Annotated in this window: 15 protein-coding genes and 1 tRNA gene; 7 read left to right on the plus strand and 9 right to left on the minus strand. The window is 63.4% G+C overall.

What is annotated here, in order from left to right:
• Positions 1-53: 53 nt before the first annotated feature.
• Entirely contained in the window at positions 54-3,536 is a 3,483-nt protein-coding gene (gene mfd / locus C0Z16_RS25290) for a transcription-repair coupling factor (protein WP_102634804.1), read from the minus strand.
• Positions 3,537-3,655: 119 nt separating this feature from the next.
• Here mfd and ispD point away from each other — a divergent pair, with 119 nt between their 5' ends.
• Entirely contained in the window at positions 3,656-4,369 is a 714-nt protein-coding gene (gene ispD, locus C0Z16_RS25295) for a 2-C-methyl-D-erythritol 4-phosphate cytidylyltransferase (RefSeq protein ID WP_102634805.1), read from the plus strand.
• Between the two features lie 45 nt (positions 4,370-4,414).
• Positions 4,415-4,894, plus strand: coding sequence for a 2-C-methyl-D-erythritol 2,4-cyclodiphosphate synthase (gene ispF / locus C0Z16_RS25300; RefSeq protein WP_102634806.1), 480 nt, complete (start codon positions 4,415-4,417; stop codon positions 4,892-4,894).
• A gap of 97 nt (positions 4,895-4,991) precedes the next feature.
• On the opposite strand, the gene C0Z16_RS25305 is transcribed toward ispF, so the two are convergent.
• The 4 genes from C0Z16_RS25305 to ompR form a co-directional block, all read right to left on the minus strand.
• Positions 4,992-5,510 (minus strand): carboxymuconolactone decarboxylase family protein, encoded by a 519-nt coding sequence (locus tag C0Z16_RS25305; RefSeq protein WP_102634807.1) that lies wholly within the window; start codon positions 5,508-5,510, stop codon positions 4,992-4,994.
• 74 nt (positions 5,511-5,584) lie between these two features.
• Positions 5,585-6,133 carry a peroxiredoxin gene (locus C0Z16_RS25310; RefSeq protein WP_102634808.1) on the minus strand — a complete coding sequence of 183 codons (549 nt, stop codon included), beginning with the start codon at positions 6,131-6,133 and terminating at the stop codon, positions 5,585-5,587.
• Positions 6,134-6,318: 185 nt separating this feature from the next.
• Positions 6,319-7,668 carry an ATP-binding protein gene (locus C0Z16_RS25315; RefSeq protein WP_102634809.1) on the minus strand — a complete coding sequence of 450 codons (1,350 nt, stop codon included), beginning with the start codon at positions 7,666-7,668 and terminating at the stop codon, positions 6,319-6,321.
• A 53-nt stretch (positions 7,669-7,721) separates the two neighbouring features.
• Positions 7,722-8,456, minus strand: coding sequence for an osmolarity response regulator transcription factor OmpR (gene ompR, locus C0Z16_RS25320; RefSeq protein ID WP_006048917.1), 735 nt, complete (start codon positions 8,454-8,456; stop codon positions 7,722-7,724).
• A gap of 229 nt (positions 8,457-8,685) precedes the next feature.
• On the opposite strand from ompR, the gene C0Z16_RS38970 reads away from it, so the two are divergent.
• Together C0Z16_RS38970 and C0Z16_RS25330 are read left to right on the plus strand one after the other, a co-directional pair.
• Positions 8,686-9,012 carry a hypothetical protein gene (locus C0Z16_RS38970; RefSeq protein ID WP_102634810.1) on the plus strand — a complete coding sequence of 109 codons (327 nt, stop codon included), beginning with the start codon at positions 8,686-8,688 and terminating at the stop codon, positions 9,010-9,012.
• 69 nt (positions 9,013-9,081) lie between these two features.
• Positions 9,082-10,266: a DUF1501 domain-containing protein gene (locus C0Z16_RS25330; RefSeq protein WP_102634811.1), complete on the plus strand. Its 1,185-nt coding sequence runs from the start codon at positions 9,082-9,084 to the stop codon at positions 10,264-10,266.
• Positions 10,267-10,320: 54 nt separating this feature from the next.
• Here C0Z16_RS25330 and C0Z16_RS25335 read toward each other — a convergent pair whose 3' ends face one another.
• Positions 10,321-11,169, minus strand: a complete 849-nt coding sequence (locus C0Z16_RS25335; RefSeq protein ID WP_102634812.1) for a squalene/phytoene synthase family protein — start codon at positions 11,167-11,169, stop codon at positions 10,321-10,323.
• Positions 11,170-11,388: 219 nt separating this feature from the next.
• Here C0Z16_RS25335 and C0Z16_RS25340 point away from each other — a divergent pair.
• Positions 11,389-11,475, plus strand: a tRNA-Leu gene (locus C0Z16_RS25340).
• A gap of 64 nt (positions 11,476-11,539) precedes the next feature.
• On the opposite strand, the gene C0Z16_RS25345 is transcribed toward C0Z16_RS25340, so the two are convergent.
• Positions 11,540-11,827 carry a hypothetical protein gene (locus tag C0Z16_RS25345; protein ID WP_102634813.1) on the minus strand — a complete coding sequence of 96 codons (288 nt, stop codon included), beginning with the start codon at positions 11,825-11,827 and terminating at the stop codon, positions 11,540-11,542.
• Positions 11,828-12,313: 486 nt separating this feature from the next.
• On the opposite strand from C0Z16_RS25345, the gene C0Z16_RS25350 reads away from it, so the two are divergent.
• Both C0Z16_RS25350 and C0Z16_RS25355 read left to right on the plus strand, forming a co-directional pair.
• Positions 12,314-15,673 carry a DUF2339 domain-containing protein gene (locus C0Z16_RS25350; RefSeq protein WP_102634814.1) on the plus strand — a complete coding sequence of 1,120 codons (3,360 nt, stop codon included), beginning with the start codon at positions 12,314-12,316 and terminating at the stop codon, positions 15,671-15,673.
• On the plus strand, positions 15,673-17,205 hold the full coding sequence (locus C0Z16_RS25355; protein WP_102634815.1) for a DUF3999 domain-containing protein: 1,533 nt from the start codon (positions 15,673-15,675) through the stop codon (positions 17,203-17,205). The genes C0Z16_RS25350 and C0Z16_RS25355 overlap by 1 nt, the downstream gene beginning before the upstream one ends.
• 190 nt (positions 17,206-17,395) lie before the next feature.
• Here the strand turns inward: C0Z16_RS25355 and C0Z16_RS25360 are convergent, their stop codons facing one another.
• Both C0Z16_RS25360 and C0Z16_RS25365 read right to left on the minus strand, forming a co-directional pair.
• Positions 17,396-17,848: a MarR family winged helix-turn-helix transcriptional regulator gene (locus C0Z16_RS25360; protein ID WP_102634816.1), complete on the minus strand. Its 453-nt coding sequence runs from the start codon at positions 17,846-17,848 to the stop codon at positions 17,396-17,398.
• A gap of 64 nt (positions 17,849-17,912) precedes the next feature.
• Positions 17,913-19,049, minus strand: a complete 1,137-nt coding sequence (locus C0Z16_RS25365) for a glycerate kinase (protein ID WP_102634817.1) — start codon at positions 19,047-19,049, stop codon at positions 17,913-17,915.
• Positions 19,050-19,170: the final 121 nt, after the last annotated feature.

Consider the following 19,170-nt stretch of genomic DNA (forward strand, 5'->3'; position numbering starts at 1 on the left):
GCGTCTTTCGCGCAGCCGCGCTGCGTGCCGTCAGCAACGTGCGACGCGAAACCTCATCGCGCGGCAGCTGCTGCCGCCGTGCCGCGGCTCGGCGACCCCAACGCCCGCAAGGTCTCCTTGACCGTCGCGACACGCACCGCGAGGTCGGGACTGCGCGTTTCGATACGCAGCTTGTCCTGGCCCGCGAGCTTGATGTGCTTGTGCTTCTGCACCATCTCGATGATACGCATTGCGTCGATCGGCGGATTGGGGATGAACTGCAAGCCGATCACGGCTTCGCCGGCGTCGATCTTCGAAATGCCCAATGGCTTCGCCGCAAGCCGCAGGCGATGCGTCTCAACGAGCGCATGCGCTTGCGGCGGCAGCTTGCCGAAGCGGTCGATCAACTCTTCCTGTATGCCGTCGATCGAATCGTTGTGCTCGCAATTCGCGAGCCGTTTGTACAGCGACAGACGTTCCTGCACGTCGCCGCAATAGTCGGCGGGAAGGATTGCCGGCGCGTGCAGATTGATCTCGGTGGTCGCGGCAAGCGGCGCGGTCAGGTCGGGCTCCTTGCCTTCCTTGAGCGCCTTCACCGCGTCGTTGAGCATGTCGGTGTAAAGCTGGAAACCGATTTCGTGAATTTCGCCCGACTGCTTGTCGCCGAGCACTTCACCCGTGCCGCGAATCTCGAGGTCGTGCATCGCCAGATAGAAGCCCGAGCCGAGCTCTTCCATCTGCTGGATCGCTTCGAGACGGCGTTGTGCCTGCTTGGTCAGCCCTTGCGGATCATGCACGAGCAGATAGGCATACGCCTGGTGATGCGAGCGTCCCACGCGTCCACGCAATTGATGTAATTGCGCGAGGCCGAACTTGTCCGAGCGATGAATCAGAATCGTGTTGGCGCTCGGCACGTCGATGCCGGTTTCGATAATCGTCGTGCAAAGCAGGACGTTTGCACGTTGCGCGACGAAGTCACGCATCACGCGTTCGAGCTCGCGTTCATGCATCTGCCCATGCGCGACCGCGATGCGTGCTTCGGGCACGAGCGCTTCGAGCATCTGCCGGCGGTTCTCGATCGTCTCGACTTCGTTGTGCAAAAAGTAGACCTGGCCGCCGCGCTTCAATTCGCGCAACATCGCTTCGCGAATCACGCTTTCTTCCTCGCGACGCACGAAGGTCTTGATTGCAAGGCGCTTTTGCGGTGCGGTCGCGATCACGGAGAAATCGCGCAGCCCTTCGAGCGCCATGCCGAGCGTACGCGGGATAGGCGTGGCGGTGAGCGTGAGCACATCCACTTCCGCGCGCAACGCCTTCAACGCCTCTTTCTGACGCACGCCGAAGCGATGTTCCTCGTCGATGATCACGAGCCCGAGCCGCTTGAACTGCACATCCGACGACAGCAGCTTGTGCGTGCCGATCACGATATCGACGCTGCCTTCGTTGATCTGCTGGATCGACGCGTTGACTTCCTTCGTCGACTTGAAGCGCGACAGCTCGGCGATTCGCACGGGCCAGTCGGAGAAGCGGTCGGTGAAGGTTTGCGTGTGCTGTTCGGCAAGCAGCGTGGTGGGCGAGAGCAGCGCGACCTGCTTGCCGCCCATCACCGCGATAAACGCGGCGCGCAGTGCGACTTCGGTCTTGCCGAAACCCACGTCGCCGCACACGAGGCGGTCCATCGGCTTGCCGCTCGTCATGTCGCCGATCACAGCCGCGATTGCCGCGGCCTGGTCGGGCGTTTCCTCGAAGCCGAAGCTCTCGGCGAACTTCACATAGTCTTTCGGTTCGAGCGGGAACGCGTGGCCCGAACGCGCGGCGCGGCGTGCGTAAAGGTTCAGCAGTTCGGCAGCGGTGTCGCGAATCTGCTGCGCGGCCTTGCGTTTGGCCTTTTCCCATTGACCCGACCCGAGCGAGTGCAACGGCGCGCTTTCGGGGTCGGCGCCGCTGTAGCGCGAGATCACGTGCAATTGGGCGACTGGCACGTAGAGCTTGCTGTCGCCGGCGTATTCGAGGTGCAGGAATTCGGTCTCGCCTTCACCGAGGTCCATCGTGACCAGACCCATATAGCGGCCGATGCCGTGCTGCGAATGCACAACCGGATCGCCGACTTTAAGCTCGGACAGGTCGCGCACCATCGAATCGACGTTGCTCGCCTGTTCCTGGCGGCGTCGCCCGGCGCGTCGCGCGAGCGGCCCGTAAAGCTCGGTCTCGGTGATGATCGCAATGCCGTCGACGGGCACGGCAAAGCCGTTCGCGAGCGGCGCGACGCCGAGCGAAAAGACCGCGTCGCCTGTGAGCCAATCCTGGAAGCTGTCGCTCGACGCCGGCCTCAGGTGGTTGTCCGCGAGCAACTGCAACAGCGTTTCACGCCGGCCCGCCGATTCGGCGAGGAACAGCACGCGATTCGGCGTGGCGTCGAGATACGCGCGCAAGCCCGACACGGGATCGTCCGCGTGACGGTCGATCGCGAGGTTCGGCAGCGGTGTGGACCAGCCGCCGCCCGCGTTGGCCGGCAGCAGGAGCCGTGCGAACGGCTTGGCGAGCGTGAAGAAATCTTCGTCCGACAGGAACAGGCGCTGCGGCTCGAGGATGGGCCGGTCGCGATCGTGCGACAGGAAGTTGTAGCGCTGCTTCGTGTCATTACTGAAGCGCCGGATCGCCGCGTCCAGATCGCCGATGAACGCGAGTTGCGCGCCTTCCGGCAGATAGTGGAACAGCGTCGCCGTTTCCTCGAAGAAGAGCGGCAGATAATATTCGATGCCCGCGGACGGCACGCCGTTGCCGATGTCCTTATAGATCGAAGCGCGGCTCGGATCGCCTTCGAACGTCTCGCGCCAGCGGCTGCGAAAAGCGGTGCGCGCGGCTTCGTCGAAGGGAAACTCGCGGCCTGGCAACAGACGCACGTCTTTCACCGGATACAGGCTGCGCTGGGTGTCGGGATCGAACGCGCGGATGGAGTCGACCTGGTCGTCGAACAGATCGATCCGGTAGGGCAAGGGCGAGCCCATCGGATAAAGGTCGAGCAGCGAACCGCGCACGCAGTATTCGCCCGGACGCACCACCTGGCTCACGTGTTCGTAACCGGCGAGCGTCAACTGCGCCTTGAGCTTTGCTTCGTCGAGCCGTTCGCCTTGGGAAAACGAAAACGTGTAGGCCGCGAGAAACGACGCGGGCGGCATCCGATACAACGCGGTCGTGGCAGGCACCAGCAGGATGTCGCAGCGGCCTTCGCCGAGATCGTGCAGCGTCGCAAGACGCTCAGAGACGAGATCCTGGTGCGGCGAAAAGGTGTCGTAAGGCAGCGTTTCCCAGTCGGGCAACAGCCGCACGCGCGCCTCCGGCGCGAAAAAGCCGATTTCCTGCGACAGACGCTGTGCATCGACGGCGCTCTCGCACACGACCGCCAGAAGCGGCACCTTCTCCCGATAGGCGAGATGGTAGCGGGCAATCAGCAGCGCGTCGGACGAGCCGTGCGTGCCGTCGAAGGCGAAACGCTGGCCGGGCTTGACGAGCGCGACGGGCGGGGAGTACTGCGATGATGCGGCGATGTCTGGCATAGAAGAGAAAAGGCGGCCTCGGGCTCACACGGACGCCAAGTTTACGCGCGTCCGGGCGTAGATGCGAAGGACCTATTATAAAATCCGTCCTTTACTTTGACTTCGCGGCATCCGCACTCGTGACTTCCCGTCTATTTGCCCTGATTCCGTGCGCAGGCACCGGCAGCCGTTCCGGCGCCGCGATGCCCAAACAATATCGCACTGTCGCCGGCCGCGACATGTTGCATTATTCGCTCGCTGCGTTCGACGCCTGCAGCGAGTTTGCGCAAACGCTCGTCGTGATCGCGCCGGACGACCAGCACTTCGACGCGCGCCGCTTCGGCGGCTTGCGGTTTGCCGTGCGCCGCTGCGGCGGGCCGTCGCGCCAGGCGTCGGTGTTGAACGGCTTGCATGCGCTCACCGAATTCAACGCGCGCGACGACGACTGGGTGCTCGTGCACGACGCGGCCCGGCCGGGCATTACACCTGGCTTGATTCGCACGCTGACGCTCGCGCTCAGGGACGACGCCGTGGGCGGCATCATGGCGTTGCCGGTCGCGGACACGCTAAAGCGCATCGACGCGGCATCGGCGGATGGACGCATTGCCTCCACGGAATCGCGCGACGGCCTGTGGCAGGCGCAGACCCCGCAGATGTTCCGCATCGGCATGTTGCGCGAAGCCATCTTGCACGCGCAGGCCGACGGTCACGATCTGACCGACGAAGCCAGCGCGATCGAATGGGCCGGGCATGCGCCGAAACTGGTGCAAGGCAGCTTGCGAAATTTCAAGGTGACGTATCCGGAAGACTTCGACCTCGCCGAGGCGATTCTGTCGCGTGCTTCGGCATCGTGACAGGCAGTTTCATCTTTAGTTATCGGACTTGAGGACTTGACGCAGATGGATTTCAGAATTGGGCAAGGGTATGACGTGCATGCGCTGGTGCCGGGACGTCCGTTGATCATCGGCGGCGTGACGATTCCGTACGAGCGTGGGCTGCTCGGCCATTCGGATGCCGACGTGCTGCTGCACGCGATCACCGACGCGCTGTTCGGCGCGGCCGCGATGGGCGATATCGGCCGCCATTTCTCCGATACGGATGCGAAGTTCGCCGGCGCCGACAGCCGTGTGCTGCTGCGCGAGTGCGTGAGCCGCGTGAAGGCGGCGGGTTTTTCGATCGCTAACGTGGACAGTAGCGTGGTGGCTCAGGCGCCTAAGCTGGCGCCGCATATCGAAGGCATGCGCGCGAACATCGCCGCCGATCTCGGCCTGCCGACGGAAAAAGTCAATGTCAAAGCCAAGACCAATGAGAAACTCGGTTATCTCGGTAGAGGCGAGGGCATCGAAGCGCAGGCCGTCGTGTTGCTGATCAAGGATTGATGCACATTTGCCTGCAAGGGGAAACAGCGGGCGTGCGGCGGCGAGACGTCTCGCCGCGCCCGATCGCGCGCAACCCTCGCGCAAATTGAATCAATAACTATTCGGCTGCGATGCACTGCGCGGCCGCGTTGATCACCGCCGCAATGCGGCCCACGTCGCGCAACTGGGTCGAGCTCATACCTTCGGCAATCAATGTATCGAAGTGCGACTTCACGCAGAAGTGACACTTGCCGATGATCGAGGCAGCCAGCGCATACATCTCGAAGCGCCGTTTATCCACGCCGCCGTGCGACGCGTAGGCGTTCATCCGTAACTGTGCCGGTTGCGATTTTAGATCCGCGTTGTCTGCCATCTCGATGTACGGATACCAGACGTTGTTCATGCCCATCAACGCGGCGGCGGTAAGCGCGCCGTTCGTCTCCTCGGGAGAGAGCACGCCTGCATTGCGAATCGCGTTGACGATCACGGTGCTTTTGGCGGCGAAGGCCGCTGCCAGCGCCACGCCGACCGCATCATTGCCTTCTAGCGACGAGCGCGCGATCGTGCCGTCGAGATTCAGGCGGATGTCTTTCGCGTAGTCGGGCACGAGCGCCTTAATGGAAGTCAAGAATTCCATTGTTATCTCCTATCGGGTTGTCGATAAAAAAGCCCGCTGCTTTTTCAAGCGTGGCGGGCTTGGGCCGGCACGGCTTACAGCGTTGCGCCGCCGACTGCGCGGTTGCACGGACAGAGTTCGTCCGTTTGCAGGCCGTCGAGAATACGCAGCACTTCCTCAGGATTGCGGCCGACGTTCAGGTTATTCACCGAAACGTGCTGGATCGTATTGTCCGGATCGACGATAAACGTGGCGCGCAGGGCCACGCCTGCTTCCTTGTCGCGCACGCCGAGCTGGTCGATCAACTCGCCCTTAACGTCGCCGAATGAATAGTGGTTCAGCTTGCTCAGGTCCTTGTGCTCGCGGCGCCAGGCGAGTTTAACGAATTCGTTGTCGACGCTGCCGCCTAGCAGTACCGCGTCGCGCTCTTCGAAGTCTTTCACGAGCTTGCCGAACTCGACGATCTCGGTCGGGCACACGAACGTAAAGTCTTTCGGATAGAAGTAGATGATTTTCCACTTGCCGGGGAACGACTGCTCCGTGATCTCTTCGAACGCCGAGGCGCCGTTTTCCTCATGATTGTTGAAGCCAGGCTTGGCAGCGGTGACGGTGAACGCTTCGAGTTTGTCGCCAACGGTTTTCATGCGAGTGCTCCTTCGTGTGTTGGAAAAAACAGCATGTTGAGGCTACCAGCTCGTGATCACGAGCACGTTACGGGCTTTTAACTATAGCTCTATTGAACTATCGGTTCAATAGTTTTTTCCTAACGAACCGGATAGTTATTATTCAACGGGGCTGGCACCTGGAGTGCGTGCAGACTGCTTGTCGCTTAGATGCCCCTGGCCAGCGGAAACTCGATGGTGACTTCCAGACCGGGGCCGGGCGTCCGATTGCGTAGCCGCAGTGCGCCCCGGTAGCGGCCGACGAGACGTTGAACGATCGCCATGCCGAGGCCCGTGCCGTTCGCCTGGGTACGCGCGGAATTCACACGATAGAACGGCCGTGTGACAAGCGACAGTTGGTCTTCCGGAATGCCGGGGCCTTCGTCGACGACCGACAGTTCGACCCGCGAATGCGACACGCGCGTCTCCAGAATCACATGCGGAATGCCGTCGCCGTCGCTCAAACCGTACTTGCGCGCGTTCTCGAGCAGATTGCCGACCACGCGGCGCATATCGGTTTCGTCGGCCTCGATCACCGCCGACGGCGCGAGCCGCGTAATCAGCCGCATGCTGTCCTCGCTTTGCATCCGCGCCGCGAGTTCTCCTGCGATCACCGAGAGGTCGACAGGTTCCGGTACGCGTTGCACCGGGCGCGCGTAATCGAGGAACCGGCCGATGATCATGTCCATCTGCTCGATGTCGTCGACCATCGCGTCCTTGGTGCTTTGGTCGGACGGGCTCATTTCGGTTTCGAGCCGTAGCCGCGCGAGGGGCGTGCGCAGGTCGTGGGAAATGCCGGCGAGCATCAGCGCGCGGTCGGCCTCGAGCTGTTCGAGGTCCTGCACCATCTGGTTAAAACTGCGATTGGTTTCGGCGGCCACGCCCATGCCGCGCTCGGGCAGAGGTTCGGGCGATTGCCCGGAGCCGACCTTGCGTGCGGCCATCGCGAGACGGGCGAACGGCCGGTTCACGAGACTCGTGATGAACGCGGCGCCGAACAGCGACAGCGCAAGCGCGAACACACCCCAGCCGGCCCATTGCAAGCCGGTCGCGTTGTCGAGCTGATCACGGTCGAGCGCGACCCAGTAGTCGTCGTCGTCGATCTTGAAGCTGATCCAGACGCCGGGGATGTCGTTGACGCTCTGCGCGATCACGGTGTCGTCGCCGAGACGGCCACGAATGTCATGTTCGATCAGCCGGTTCAGCGATTCGTCGGGCTGGAGTTTGTACTTGTCGGTGGTTTCGCGCGGATACACGCGCACCCCTTCATTACTTTCCAGATCTTGCAGCAACGCGCGCCGCAGATCGGGATCGGAATAGAGGAGTGCGGTGCGAGTGAGCTTCACGATCGCGACGAGCTGCAACGCCACGCGCTGCGCGCGCGGCTCGCGTTCGATCACCCGGAAGCTCTGGAACCACGCGGCGAGACTGACTGCGATCAACAGCGCGATCAACAGAAAGGTCCGCCAGAAAAGGCCGCCGAACGCGAGCGTCAGGAGGCGCCGGTCGATCCGCATGGGCCCTTCTTATCTGAAAACAAAAGCAGGAGGTGTCAACAAACTCAGCAAACTCAGGCTGCGCCGTCGGGGATGAACACGTAGCCCAGACCCCACACGGTCTGGATAAAACGCGGGCTGCCCGGATCAGGTTCGATCAGCTTGCGAAGACGCGAGATCTGCACGTCGAGGCTGCGGTCGAACACTTCGTACTCGCGGCCGCGAGCCAGCTCCATGAGCTTTTCACGCGACAACGGCTGGCGCGGATGACGCGCAAACACCTTGAGCACCGAAAATTCGCCCGTGGTCAGCGGAATTTCCTGGCCGGCCTTGGTGAGCGTGCGGGTGGCGAGATTCAGCGCGAACTCGCCGAACTCGAAGACCTCGGTGGTTTCGGACGGTGCGCCCGGCAGCTCCGATGGCGACTGACGGCGCAACACGGCGTGAATCCGTGCGACGAGCTCGCGCGGATTGAATGGCTTCGGAAGATAGTCGTCGGCGCCCATTTCGAGGCCGACGATGCGGTCGACGTCTTCACCCTTGGCCGTCAGCATGATGATCGGCGTGCGGTCGTTGCTGCCCCGCAGACGCCGGCAGATGGACAGGCCGTCTTCGCCTGGCAGCATGAGGTCGAGCACCAGCAGATCGAACCGCTCACGCACCCATAGCTTGTTCATGGATGGCGCATTTTCGGCGACATAGACATTGAAGCCTTGTTCGCCGAGGTAGCGCCGCAGCAGATCGCGCAGGCGCGGATCGTCGTCGACGACGAGGATTTTCGAAGGGTTTTTGGTTTCCATGGTCGGCATCTTAGCGCGATTAGAAAGGGGTGCGCGTTTGCATCATTTATCGAGTTACAGTCAGTTACAAAATTTACCCGCCCTGTGGCACGACGTAAAGCGGCGGCGGTTAGACTCCTTTACTGAATGCGGCTCTTCGGTGGATACTTCACTCGACTAAAACCCACGCGCCCGGCTCGTTACCGGGTTTGTCATACGCATTTGAGGTAGCCGGTTGCCGCGCCACGAAGGGAACAACATGAAGGGAGGGGTTTGGCCGAATGTGCGCCTGAGCGTGATAGCACTGGCGGTTGCCGGTACGTTTGCAGGCACACTAGGACCCACGCTCGCCCACGCCCAGCCTTCCGCCGACAGAGCTGCGAGTGAGCGCGCGCCCAGGCTCGGCAACCCGAAGGCAAACCACCATAGTGCCAACAGTGAGCGCCCTGCATCAGACGTGATGTTGCGCACCGCAGTTCCCCCCGATCTCGATCAACGCCGCCGTGACGGACATATGACGCCGGACGAACGGCGTTTGTTACGGCAGCATATCGAAGACGCTGTGCGCGAGCTTTATAAGCGGTAGGCGCCTGGTGGCGTCGTTTTGCCTGGTTGCTGAAGCGAGCCATTTAAGACGCAACCAACTGAGCACACGATGAAACGACGCCGCTTTCTCTCGATGAGTGCCGCTGCCGGCGCGGCGCTCTGGTTGCCCGGCACCGTTGGCGCGCATTTGGCAGCGCAGCCGGCAGCGCGCACGGCAACGCACATCCCCGCGCTGCGTCGCTATTACGGCAACTTGCTGATTCTGATCGAGCTGAAAGGCGGCAACGACGGTTTGAACACCGTCATCCCATTTGCCGATCCCGCGTACTACCGGCTTCGCAAGAACATTGGCATCAAGAGCGAGCAGGCGATCCAACTTGACGAGCGCACTGCGCTGCATCCGTCACTGGAGCCGCTAATGCCGCTGTGGCAAAGCCGGCAACTGGCAATTGTCCAGGGCGTGGGCTATCCGCAGCCCAATCTCTCGCATTTTCGGTCGATCGAGATTTGGGACACTGCCTCGCGTTCCGATCAGTATCTGCGCGACGGCTGGCTCACTCGCGCGTTTACAGAGGCGCGGGCGCGTACGGGTTTCGGTTTCGCCGCTGAGGGCGTCGTGATAGGCAGCGCTGAAATGGGACCGCTCGCCAATGGCGATCGCGCGATGGCGTTAGTCAGTCACGCGCCAATTTTCGACGTCATCGACGTAGGCATGGCTCAACAAGCTGGGCGTCCGCATCCCATTGAGGGCCCGCTGCGATTCAAGACCGTGTTTCCCTATGGCGCATTCGGCGCGTCCATCGAAACGGCGATGCGGATACTAGCGGCCGGCGCTACGCCGCAAGCAAAGGCGGAAAGAAACGACGGCTTCGCGGCGATCCGCTTGACGCTGAACGGCTTCGACACGCATCGCAACCAGCCGGATCGGCACCACTCGCTATTGAAACAACTCGCGGACGGCTTGGCGGCGATGAGATCGGCGCTGATCGAGCTCGGCCGTTGGAACGACACGCTCGTGATGACGTACGGGGAGTTCGGGCGCCATCCGCGTGAGAACGACAGCCACGGCACGGACCACGGCACCGTGGCGCCGCATTTCATGATGGGCGGACGCGTGCGCGGCGGCTTGCACGGTGTGCCGCCCGAGCTGGGACGGCTCGACGGCAATGGCAACTTGCCGATGGCCGTCGATTTCCGCCAGCTTTACGCGACCGTGCTAGCGCCATGGTGGGGGCTCGACGCGTCGGCGATTTTGCGGCAGCGGTTTGAACCATTGCCGTTGCTGCGGGTTTGAAGCCCGGCGTTTGAGCCTAGGCGCTCGATGCCGAGCTGCACGATGCTGCCGCGCTTACCTCGCGCGCCAGGCGATCCACAGTTTGCGGATCGGCGTCAACGCGATACGTTGATGGAGAACGTGATAGCCGTCGCGCTCGATCTCATCCAGTAGCGCGGACGCCAGCGCGGCCTGCGCCAGCAAGGTGCGCTGCGCGCGCCGCTCATTCCTGGGCATCGCGGCGAGCGCGCTCTGCAATGCATCGCGGGCACGCTTCGTCTGAAAACGCATGAGCTCCGTGAATGCGTCCGTATATTTTCGATTGATCAGGTCCGCGGCTGTCACATTGAAGCGCTGCATTTCGTCAACGGGGATATAGATGCGGCCATGGCGCGCATCATTGCCCGTTTCGACCACGAACTGAGCAAGCAGCAGCGCTTCGCCTAGCGGCGCGGACCAGGGCGGGGCTTGCGTTCCGGCCTTGGCGCCGTCTGTGAACGTGTCTTTGTTCGCCGCGCGCGCCACCAGCGAGGCAAACGTGCCGCCCACTGCCTGCACATAGCGCCGCAAGTTCGGATAGTCGAGGTAGCGCGCCTGGTCCAGGTCCATTTCAAAGCCGGTGAGCAATGCTTGCAACGCGGGATACTCGGCTTTTACATCGGGCGACGAGGCCGCCAGCGCCTTCGAAACCGGATGCGACGGCGAGCCCGAAGCCAATGCGCCAAGCTCGTTTTGCCACCACGCGAGTTTGGTGCGGCTAATGGCTGGATCGCTGACCTCTTTGACCGTTTCCTCGAACTCGCGGCGCAGCGCAAACAGCGCGGTCAACCGCGGCTGACTGGCTGCGGGAGCCCGGCGAAGCGCGTAGTAAGTGCTCGATCCAGGCGGCGCCGCTTTTTGCTGGCAATATTCGTCGAAATTCACGGAATTGGTGTGTGGGAAAGGGGCAGGCGAAGAGCGCACGGCATGCGTACATGAAGCCGAAAATTGTAGCATCGGCGGCACGCACGCAGATGCGCGGCAGTTGCAGACAAGTGCGAACCAATGCGTTAGAATCTCGCGCTTACGCTTTTGGGCGTGTTCATCTGAACGCGGCACAAAGCGTGCAGGACATCGGACAAGACGCTCAACGCTTGTCCGGCTGCGAGGGTGGCGAAATTGGTAGACGCACCAGGTTTAGGTCCTGACGCCCGCAAGGGTGTAGGGGTTCGAGTCCCCTCCCTCGCACCACTTATCTTTAGCGAAACACCCCGTCAAGTCGTTGGACTGACGGGGTTTTTTGTTTTCGAGCCGCTTAGGCGCCCGGCGTTTCGGGCGGCGCCTGTGTGCCGGGCAACTCGGCCTGCACGGCGCCTTCGAGAAAGCGGCGAGTCGATTCGAATGCCTGCAGCATCGGATCGGGCCAAGGCGTTTGCAGCATGACCGCCTGATGATTCTCGAATGCCGACGACAACAGTTTCGCCAGTTCCGGCGAGCGCAGATGACGCAGCAGCACACTGACAGCAATCGCAGTCGCCTGGCTGGCCCCAGCCGTCTGGAGTTCCGAGGCGGTGAGCGCTGCGACCTGTTTGTTGATGTCCACTGAAACTTCCCTGAATAAATTGGATGGCTGGATTTGCACGACCGCGTGCATGATGAGGCACGCCGGCCGATCCGGAATTTTGACACGGTTGGCGGGTAGCCGCGAAGACAGCGGCGTAGGCGTGGTTCGCTGCTGCCGGAGAATCGCATCCGCTTTTTGCGCCGTTACTGATCTGCCGATAATGCTTGCTGTCGGCCGATAATCCGGCACGTGGGTCGGTGGATTAATCAACCAGTATCAGTCGCATAATGTTCGTTGAAAATTCAGCGAGTGTTGCCGGAGATCTCTCACGCTTCCGTTTCAATTGACCTCGTTGCGGCTCGTTACGAAGTCCGAGCGGATCGCCGGTTGAAAAGCCGGATTTACATGTTATTCTGCGCGCCGATTTTCGGTGGTTTGCTGATCCAGTACTGGCCAACTGATCCGTGCGACCAGGCCTTGCAATTGAACGGAAATCGCTGCACAAGACAATAAAAGAGGGGTGCGATGAGCGTGATATTTGTGGTGCTGGGCGCTGTCGTCGGCATCCTGGCTTCGTTGTCGAACCATCTTCCAGTCGGCTACGGCGCATTCCTTGGCGCGGTGGCGGGTTTCGCGCTGGCGCGTTTGCGCAGCAAAGATCCCGCGGATGCCGCACATGAGCCGTTGCGGTCTTCCGCGGCAACGGATGCGCCGGGTGCGCCTCACGAGCTGGCTGCCCGTGTCGAGCGGCTGGAACGCGAAATCGTCTCGCTGCGCGGCGAAGTTCGACAGTTGCGTGGAGGCGAGGGCATTGCAACGGACGACGCGCAGGCACAGGCACAAGCGCAGACACGACCACAAGCGCATCCCATAGCACAACGCGAGGCGGCGACTCCCGAGGCGGTTTCGCCGCGCGCCACGGAACATCGCTACGCGATCCCGCCACAGGCGCCGGTGACGCTGACGGCACGAATGGCGGCGGCACAAGCATCGGCCAGCGAGAAGGCTGTCGCGTCAGTCGATCAACAGGCAGCGATCTCGCCCGTTGTGCCCACCACCGCGCCAGCGCAAGCGGTCTCCACCGATCATCCCGAAGCCCGGACTCCACCGGCGCCTCCGCGCGGCCCCGGCGTCGTCGAGCGTCTGTTCAAAGCGGGCCGCGACTGGCTCTTCGGCGGCAACACGGTGGTGCGTGTCGGCATCGTTGTGCTGTTCTTCGGCATTGCGTTCCTGCTCAAATACGCCGCCGACAACAGTCTGCTGCCGATCGAATTCCGCCTCGCCGGGGTCGCGCTCACCGCGATGGCCTTGCTCGTACTCGGCTGGCGCATTGGCGACACGCGCGGCGCGTACGGGCTCGTCCTGCAGGGCGGCGGTGTCGGCGCACTGTACCTGACGGTGTTCGCCGCGACGCGCCTCTACCATCTGCTGCCCGCCGCCGCAGCGTTGCCGCTGATGATCGCCATCTGCGCGCTGAGCGCGTTTCTCGCGGTACGGCAGAACGCTTCGTCGCTGGCGTTCATGGGTAGCGCCGGCGGTTTTCTCGCGCCGCTGTTGCTGTCGACCGGCGGGGGCAATCATGTGATGCTGTTCAGCTACTACGCGTTGCTCAACGCGGGCATCTTCGCGATCGCATGGTTCAAGGCATGGCGTCCGCTGAATCTTCTCGGCTTCGTCTTTACGTTTTCGATCGGCGCGGTGTGGGGCGTGACCGCGTATCGTCCGGAACTGCTCGGCAGCACCGAGCCATTTCTGATTCTGTTCTTCGTGATGTATGTTGGCATCGCGCTGCTTTACGCGGTGCGCCGCGAGTTGACGCTCAAGCACTACGTCGACGGCACGCTTGTGTTCGGCACGCCGCTCGTCGCAATGGGCTTGCAAGCCGCGTTGATGAAAGGCACCGAGTTCGGACTCGCGTGGAGCGCCGTGGCGCTCGCCGTGTTCTACCTCGCGATCGCGGGCTGGCTCTCGCGGCGCAGGGGGCGCCTCGGCATGCTGTTCGATGCGATGTTCGCGCTCGCGGTGATCTTCGCCACGCTCGCCGTGCCGCTTGCTTTCACCGGACCGACCACGAGCGCAACATGGGCCATCGAAGGCGCCGCCGTCACATGGCTTGCCGTGCGGCAACGACGCCTCGTCGCGTTCGCTTTCGGCATGCTGATGCAACTGGCCGCTGCGGGCGCATTCGTCGTCGGCAGCATGGCGCCATCGATCCATGTTTTGCCGGTTCTGAACGGCGCCTATCTGGCGACCGCGCTGATCGCACTTGCGGGCATCTTCACGGGATGGCGTTTGCATGGCCGCAGTGAAGCCCGTGAGTGGCACGCGTGGATGCCGCAGCCTGGGATCGTCGCTAGCGTGTGGGGACTATCGTGGTGGATCTTCGGCGGCCTGACGGAAATCCAGACGTTCGTGCACGATTATGTATCCGCCGATTTCCACCGCGTCGGTACCGCGCTCTTCGCTCTCTTCGCCGTGCTCACTGCGTGGCTCGCTTACGGCGCGCGCCGCAGGCTGCGCTGGCCGCTCGCCGGATTGCCCGCGCTTGCGCTGGTGCCGGTCCTCGCGGTGCTGACTGTGGGTCTCTTCACGTTGAACCGGACGCCTGTGAGCGGCTATGGCTGGCTGGTTTGCGCGCTTGTCGCCGTCTGCACATATGTGCTGTTGTGGCGTCAGCAGCGCGATGTCGGCGACCGCGTTCTCGCGCCACTGCACACATTGATGTTCTGGACCGCCGGCGCACTCGCCGCGCTCGAAGGCTATTGGGCGTTACGCGTTTACGTGCCCGAAGGCGCGTGGAGCTGGAGCGCGTGGGCGTATGGCTTCGGCACGCTGCTGCTGCTGCTGGCCGGCGCGGCGCACCGTTTGCGCTGGCCGGTCGCGCGCTTCACGCAGGCGTATCAGGTGTGGGCCGCGGCGCCGCTCGCCGCATTGCTGTGGGCGTGGAGCATCGCAAGCGTGAGGAGCGACGGCAGCGCCGCGCCGCTTTTCTGGCTGCCGATCGTGAATCCGCTCGACGTGGCTCAGATACTCGTGTTCGTCGCCTGCGCCGTATGGCTGCGACGGCTGCGCGCATTGGGCGTGCAGTGGCATCCGCGCGCTTTCGATTACGCCGTGCTCGCCACGCTGTTCCTGTGGTTCAACGCGTTGCTTCTCCGTACACTGCATCATCATTTCCGCGCGACGTACGATATCGATGCGGTGCTGACGTCGTTCACGTTGCAGCAGGTGCTTCTGGTCGGCTGGAGCGCCTTCGCGTTTGCGGGCTTGTGGCTCGCACGGCGCGACAGCATCGTGCGTCTGTGCGCGATCGCGTCGACGCCGCTTGTGCTCGTGATGTGGCTATGGACCTTCTATGCGAACCTCACGCAGGACGGCGGCGCGTGGGCGCGCCTGCCGTTGTTCAATCCGCTCGATCTGGTGCAGGCCGTGATCTTCGCGCTCGCGGTGCTATGGCTCGTACGGGTTCATCGCCTCGGTGTGCGGCTCGGCGACTATCGACTGCCCTTGCAAGTCGCGGCCGGCGCGACCGGCTTCATCTGGTTGAACGCAATGCTGTTGCGTACGCTGCACCATTGGACCGGCGTGCCCTACGAGTTCGCGCAGATGTCGCAGTCGATGCTCGTGCAGGCGTCGGTATCGGTATTCTGGACGGTGTGCGCGCTCGCGACGATGGTCTGGGCGACGCGAGGGGCGAGCCGCATCGTCTGGTTCATCGGCGGCGCGTTGCTCGGCGGGACCGTCGTCAAGCTGTTCCTGTTCGACCTGTCGCATGTGACCGGTATCGAGCGGATCGTATCGTTTATCGGTATCGGTTTGATGTTGTTGCTGATCGGCTACTTCTCGCCGTTGCCGCCCAAGCTCGTAGTCGGGGAAACTGAATAATGAAGCACGTTCTCAAAGTGACCGGCTGGTGTCTCGCGATCGTGTCGGCGTGGGCAGCGGTGCCCGCTTGCGCCGAAGATTTCGCGCGACACTTTGCGCTTCAGCTCGAAGACGGCGCCGCGTATTACAGCGTGACGCTGCCGGCCGCGGTCTACGCGGCCAGTCAGCGTAACGACCTCGGCGACGTGCGCGTTTTCAACGGCGCGGGCGAGCCGGTGCCGTATTCTCTCGAGGCGCCGCGTGAGTTGGCCCGCACGCCGCCCGAACTGCGGCCGGTCAGATGGTTTCCGCTTCGGCCTATGTCCGCTGGCCCGTCCGGTGCGCCGCTTGGCGTCACGATCGCGGCCGACGGCTCGCTGCGCGCGACCGCCGCCCCGCCTGGCCGCGCGCAACACGACATGGATCTGATCGATGCGGGCCAAGCGTCGCGTGAGGGCCGCGCGAGCGCGTTGCTTATTCATCTGCGCGACGACAATTACCAGGGACGTGTGTCTGCCGAGTCGAGCGACGATCTTCGCAACTGGCAGCCGGCCGGCGACGCGCAACTGCTCAAGGTCAGCTACAACGGCAGCACGCTGAGCCAGGACCGCATCGAACTGAACGGCGCCCGCGCGCGTTATCTGCGCTTGCGCTGGCTCGACGGCGCGCCGTATGTCGAGTCGATGGACATGGAAGTGCAGGCGGCCGGCGCCGGGCGCGCGCAACTCGCCGACAAACAGCGCGAGTGGCGTGAAGGGATCGTCGCTCAAGCGGGCCTGAAGGCCGGCGAATATTTTTTCTCCACCGGCGGACCGTATCCCGTCGACCGTTTGCGGCTCAATCTGCCGCAGCCGAATACGGTGGCGCCCGCCGTCGTCTATTCGCGCGGCGAACTCGGCGCGGCCTGGCGCGCGGTGTCGAGCGCGACGCTGTTCCGCTTGCACAACGGCGAAGTCGAGCAGCACAACCCTTCGCTGCAATTGACGCCTGACACGGACCGCCACTGGCGAGTGGTCGTCGACACGCGCAACGGCGGGCTTGGAAGCGGCACATTGACCATCGCGGCGGGCTGGCATCCGGCGACGCTGACTTTCGTCGCCCGCGGGTCGGCGCCTTTTACGCTCGGCGTGGGCAATGCCGCCGCGGTCTCGACGGCGGTCAGCCGGGACGAACTGCTGATGGGCGCATCGTCGGTTCCGGCAACGGCGCGGGTCGGCGAAGCACTGACGGTCGCGCAAAGTGCGAACGCCCGATCGGCAGCGAATGCCGATGCATACCGTCGCTACCTGCTGTGGGGGGCGCTGCTTCTGGCCGTCGGCTCGCTGGCGGCGATTGCCTGGCGCTTGGCTCGCAGCGTTCAGCACCAGATGCCGACGGGCGATGTCGCGGCTGCCGTGCCGGGGAGCGTTGCGAGCGGTCTCGCGAATGCGCCTGACGGTGCATTGGATGCGACGCAGGCGGCAAGCGCCTCGCCTCAAGACGCGATGAAGCCATCGGCTAGCAGCGGGACGGTCGGGTCAGAAGCCGGGCGTGGGCGTGACGGAAACACTTGATTTGCGCGCGCGTTGCGATAGACGACGCGCAAGTTGCATCTGTTTTTGTGTCTGTTTTTGTGTCTGTCTGCCAGCGAGTTATCTGACTGCGATTTAACAACGACTGACCGCGCTGCTGACCCAACGCGCGGCGAGCCTGAGCGCCCGCGCGATTTCTCAGTGCCTCTTTGACTCGCGGTTCATTCGCGTCTCATACATCACGCGCGGCCATCGTTTCAATGACCTTGTCGAGCGCTTCGCCGAGGGCGAGCTTTTCTTTCTCGTCGAGACAGTTGAACAGATCGCCGTTCCATTTGCGCGCAATCGGCATCACTTTGCGATACAGCGCGCGCCCTTCGGGTGTGAGCGAGACGAGTACCACGCGGCCGTCTTCGACACTAGGCTCGCGCTTGACGAGCCCCTGTTTGATCAACGCCTCGGCGGCGCGGCTCGCCTGGCTCTTGTCGAGATTGGCATGCCTCGCGAGTTCCATGATCGAGAACGGTCCGAACGATCCCACTGACGCGATGACGCGGGCTTCCGGCAAGGTCACGCCGAGCTTGTCCTGGTAGCGCACGCTGATACCCCGCTCGGCGAGCTTGTTGAGCACATGCAGCCGATACGTGAGGAGCTGTTCCAGGCCGGCTTTGGCGGAGTCCTTCATGGTCTTCCCGAGATGAGTGACGCGGTTGTGGCGCTGTGATTGTTGCCGCAACCGTGCCGCCGGGTCAACGCGCGCCGTACTTCAAACGCGTCAGTTGTTCGGCCTCATCCGCCAGGAGACGCGCGGCGTCGCGGATCGCCAATTCAAGCGTGATCGGTCCAGGAGCCGGCGAGAAGCAACCGCAGAAATATTCGGCGAGACGCGGCAACGCGGCGGAGTCCACCGCGCCCGAAAGCAGCGTGGCCGGCACGCCGATCGCCTGCGCATGACGGCAGGCAATGAAAGGCGCCTTGCCGTGCAGTGTTTGCACGTCCGAGCGTCCTTCGCCGGTGATCAGCCAGTTCGCGCCCTCGAGTGCCGCGTCGAGGCCGATCTCGCGTGCGACCGTTTCCGCGCCCGGCTCGAATTGCGCGCCGAGCATGTGTAATGCGAAGCCGAGGCCGCCAGCTGCGCCCGCGCCGGGCAGGTCGCGGGCCGTGCGCCCGAGCGCCGCTTCCAGCAGATCGGCGAAGCCGGCGAGGGCGGCGTCGATAGGGGCGACCTGTTCCGGCTTGACGCCTTTTTGTGGACCGAAAACCGCAGTCGCACCATGCTCGCCGGTCAACGGATTGTCCACATCCGACATGCCGATGAATTGTGTGTTCGGGAGCCGGGCGTCGAGTCGGGAAACGTCGACGCGTGCGACGCGAGCGAGTTGTTCCGGCGAGGGATCGAGCTCCCTGTCTTGCGCGTCGAAAAGTTTGAGGCCGAGACCGACGAGCAGGCCCGCACCGCCGTCATTCGTGCTGCTGCCGCCGAGCGCCACGAAAAACCGCCGCACGCCCGCGTCGAGCAACGCACTGATCGCTTCGCCCATGCCGCGCGTGCTGCGCGCTTCAACAGGCACACTCATTCCAATGGGGTCGGTGATGCCGACGATTTCCGCGGTTTCCACGATCGCGCTGCCGTCTGCGAGCACGCCCGTGAACGCTTCGCGCACGGGGCCGGCCGCGCCGCGCACGGTCAGCTTGCGGCGCTCGCCGCCGCTCGTGAGCATGGCGTCGAGCGTGCCCTCGCCGCCGTCCGCCATCGGGCAGATACGGACGTCGGCGTCCGGACGGGCGCGCCGCACGCCGGACGCGATCGCCTGTGCGACCTGTTCGGCGCTGAGCGAGCCTTTGAAGGAATCGGGGGCGATGACGACGACAGGCGAATTCGGCATGATGTCTCTGAATGATTGGAATCGTTGCGGGCGGGCCTGGCAGTGCGGGCCTGGCAGTGCATTAAACACCGGCAAGCAGCGGAAGAAGGACAGCCCCGAGCGCGTTCGCTAGCTTATCAGC

It is taken from the genome of Paraburkholderia rhynchosiae, from assembly GCF_002879865.1.
GTDB lineage: Bacteria > Pseudomonadota > Gammaproteobacteria > Burkholderiales > Burkholderiaceae > Paraburkholderia > Paraburkholderia rhynchosiae.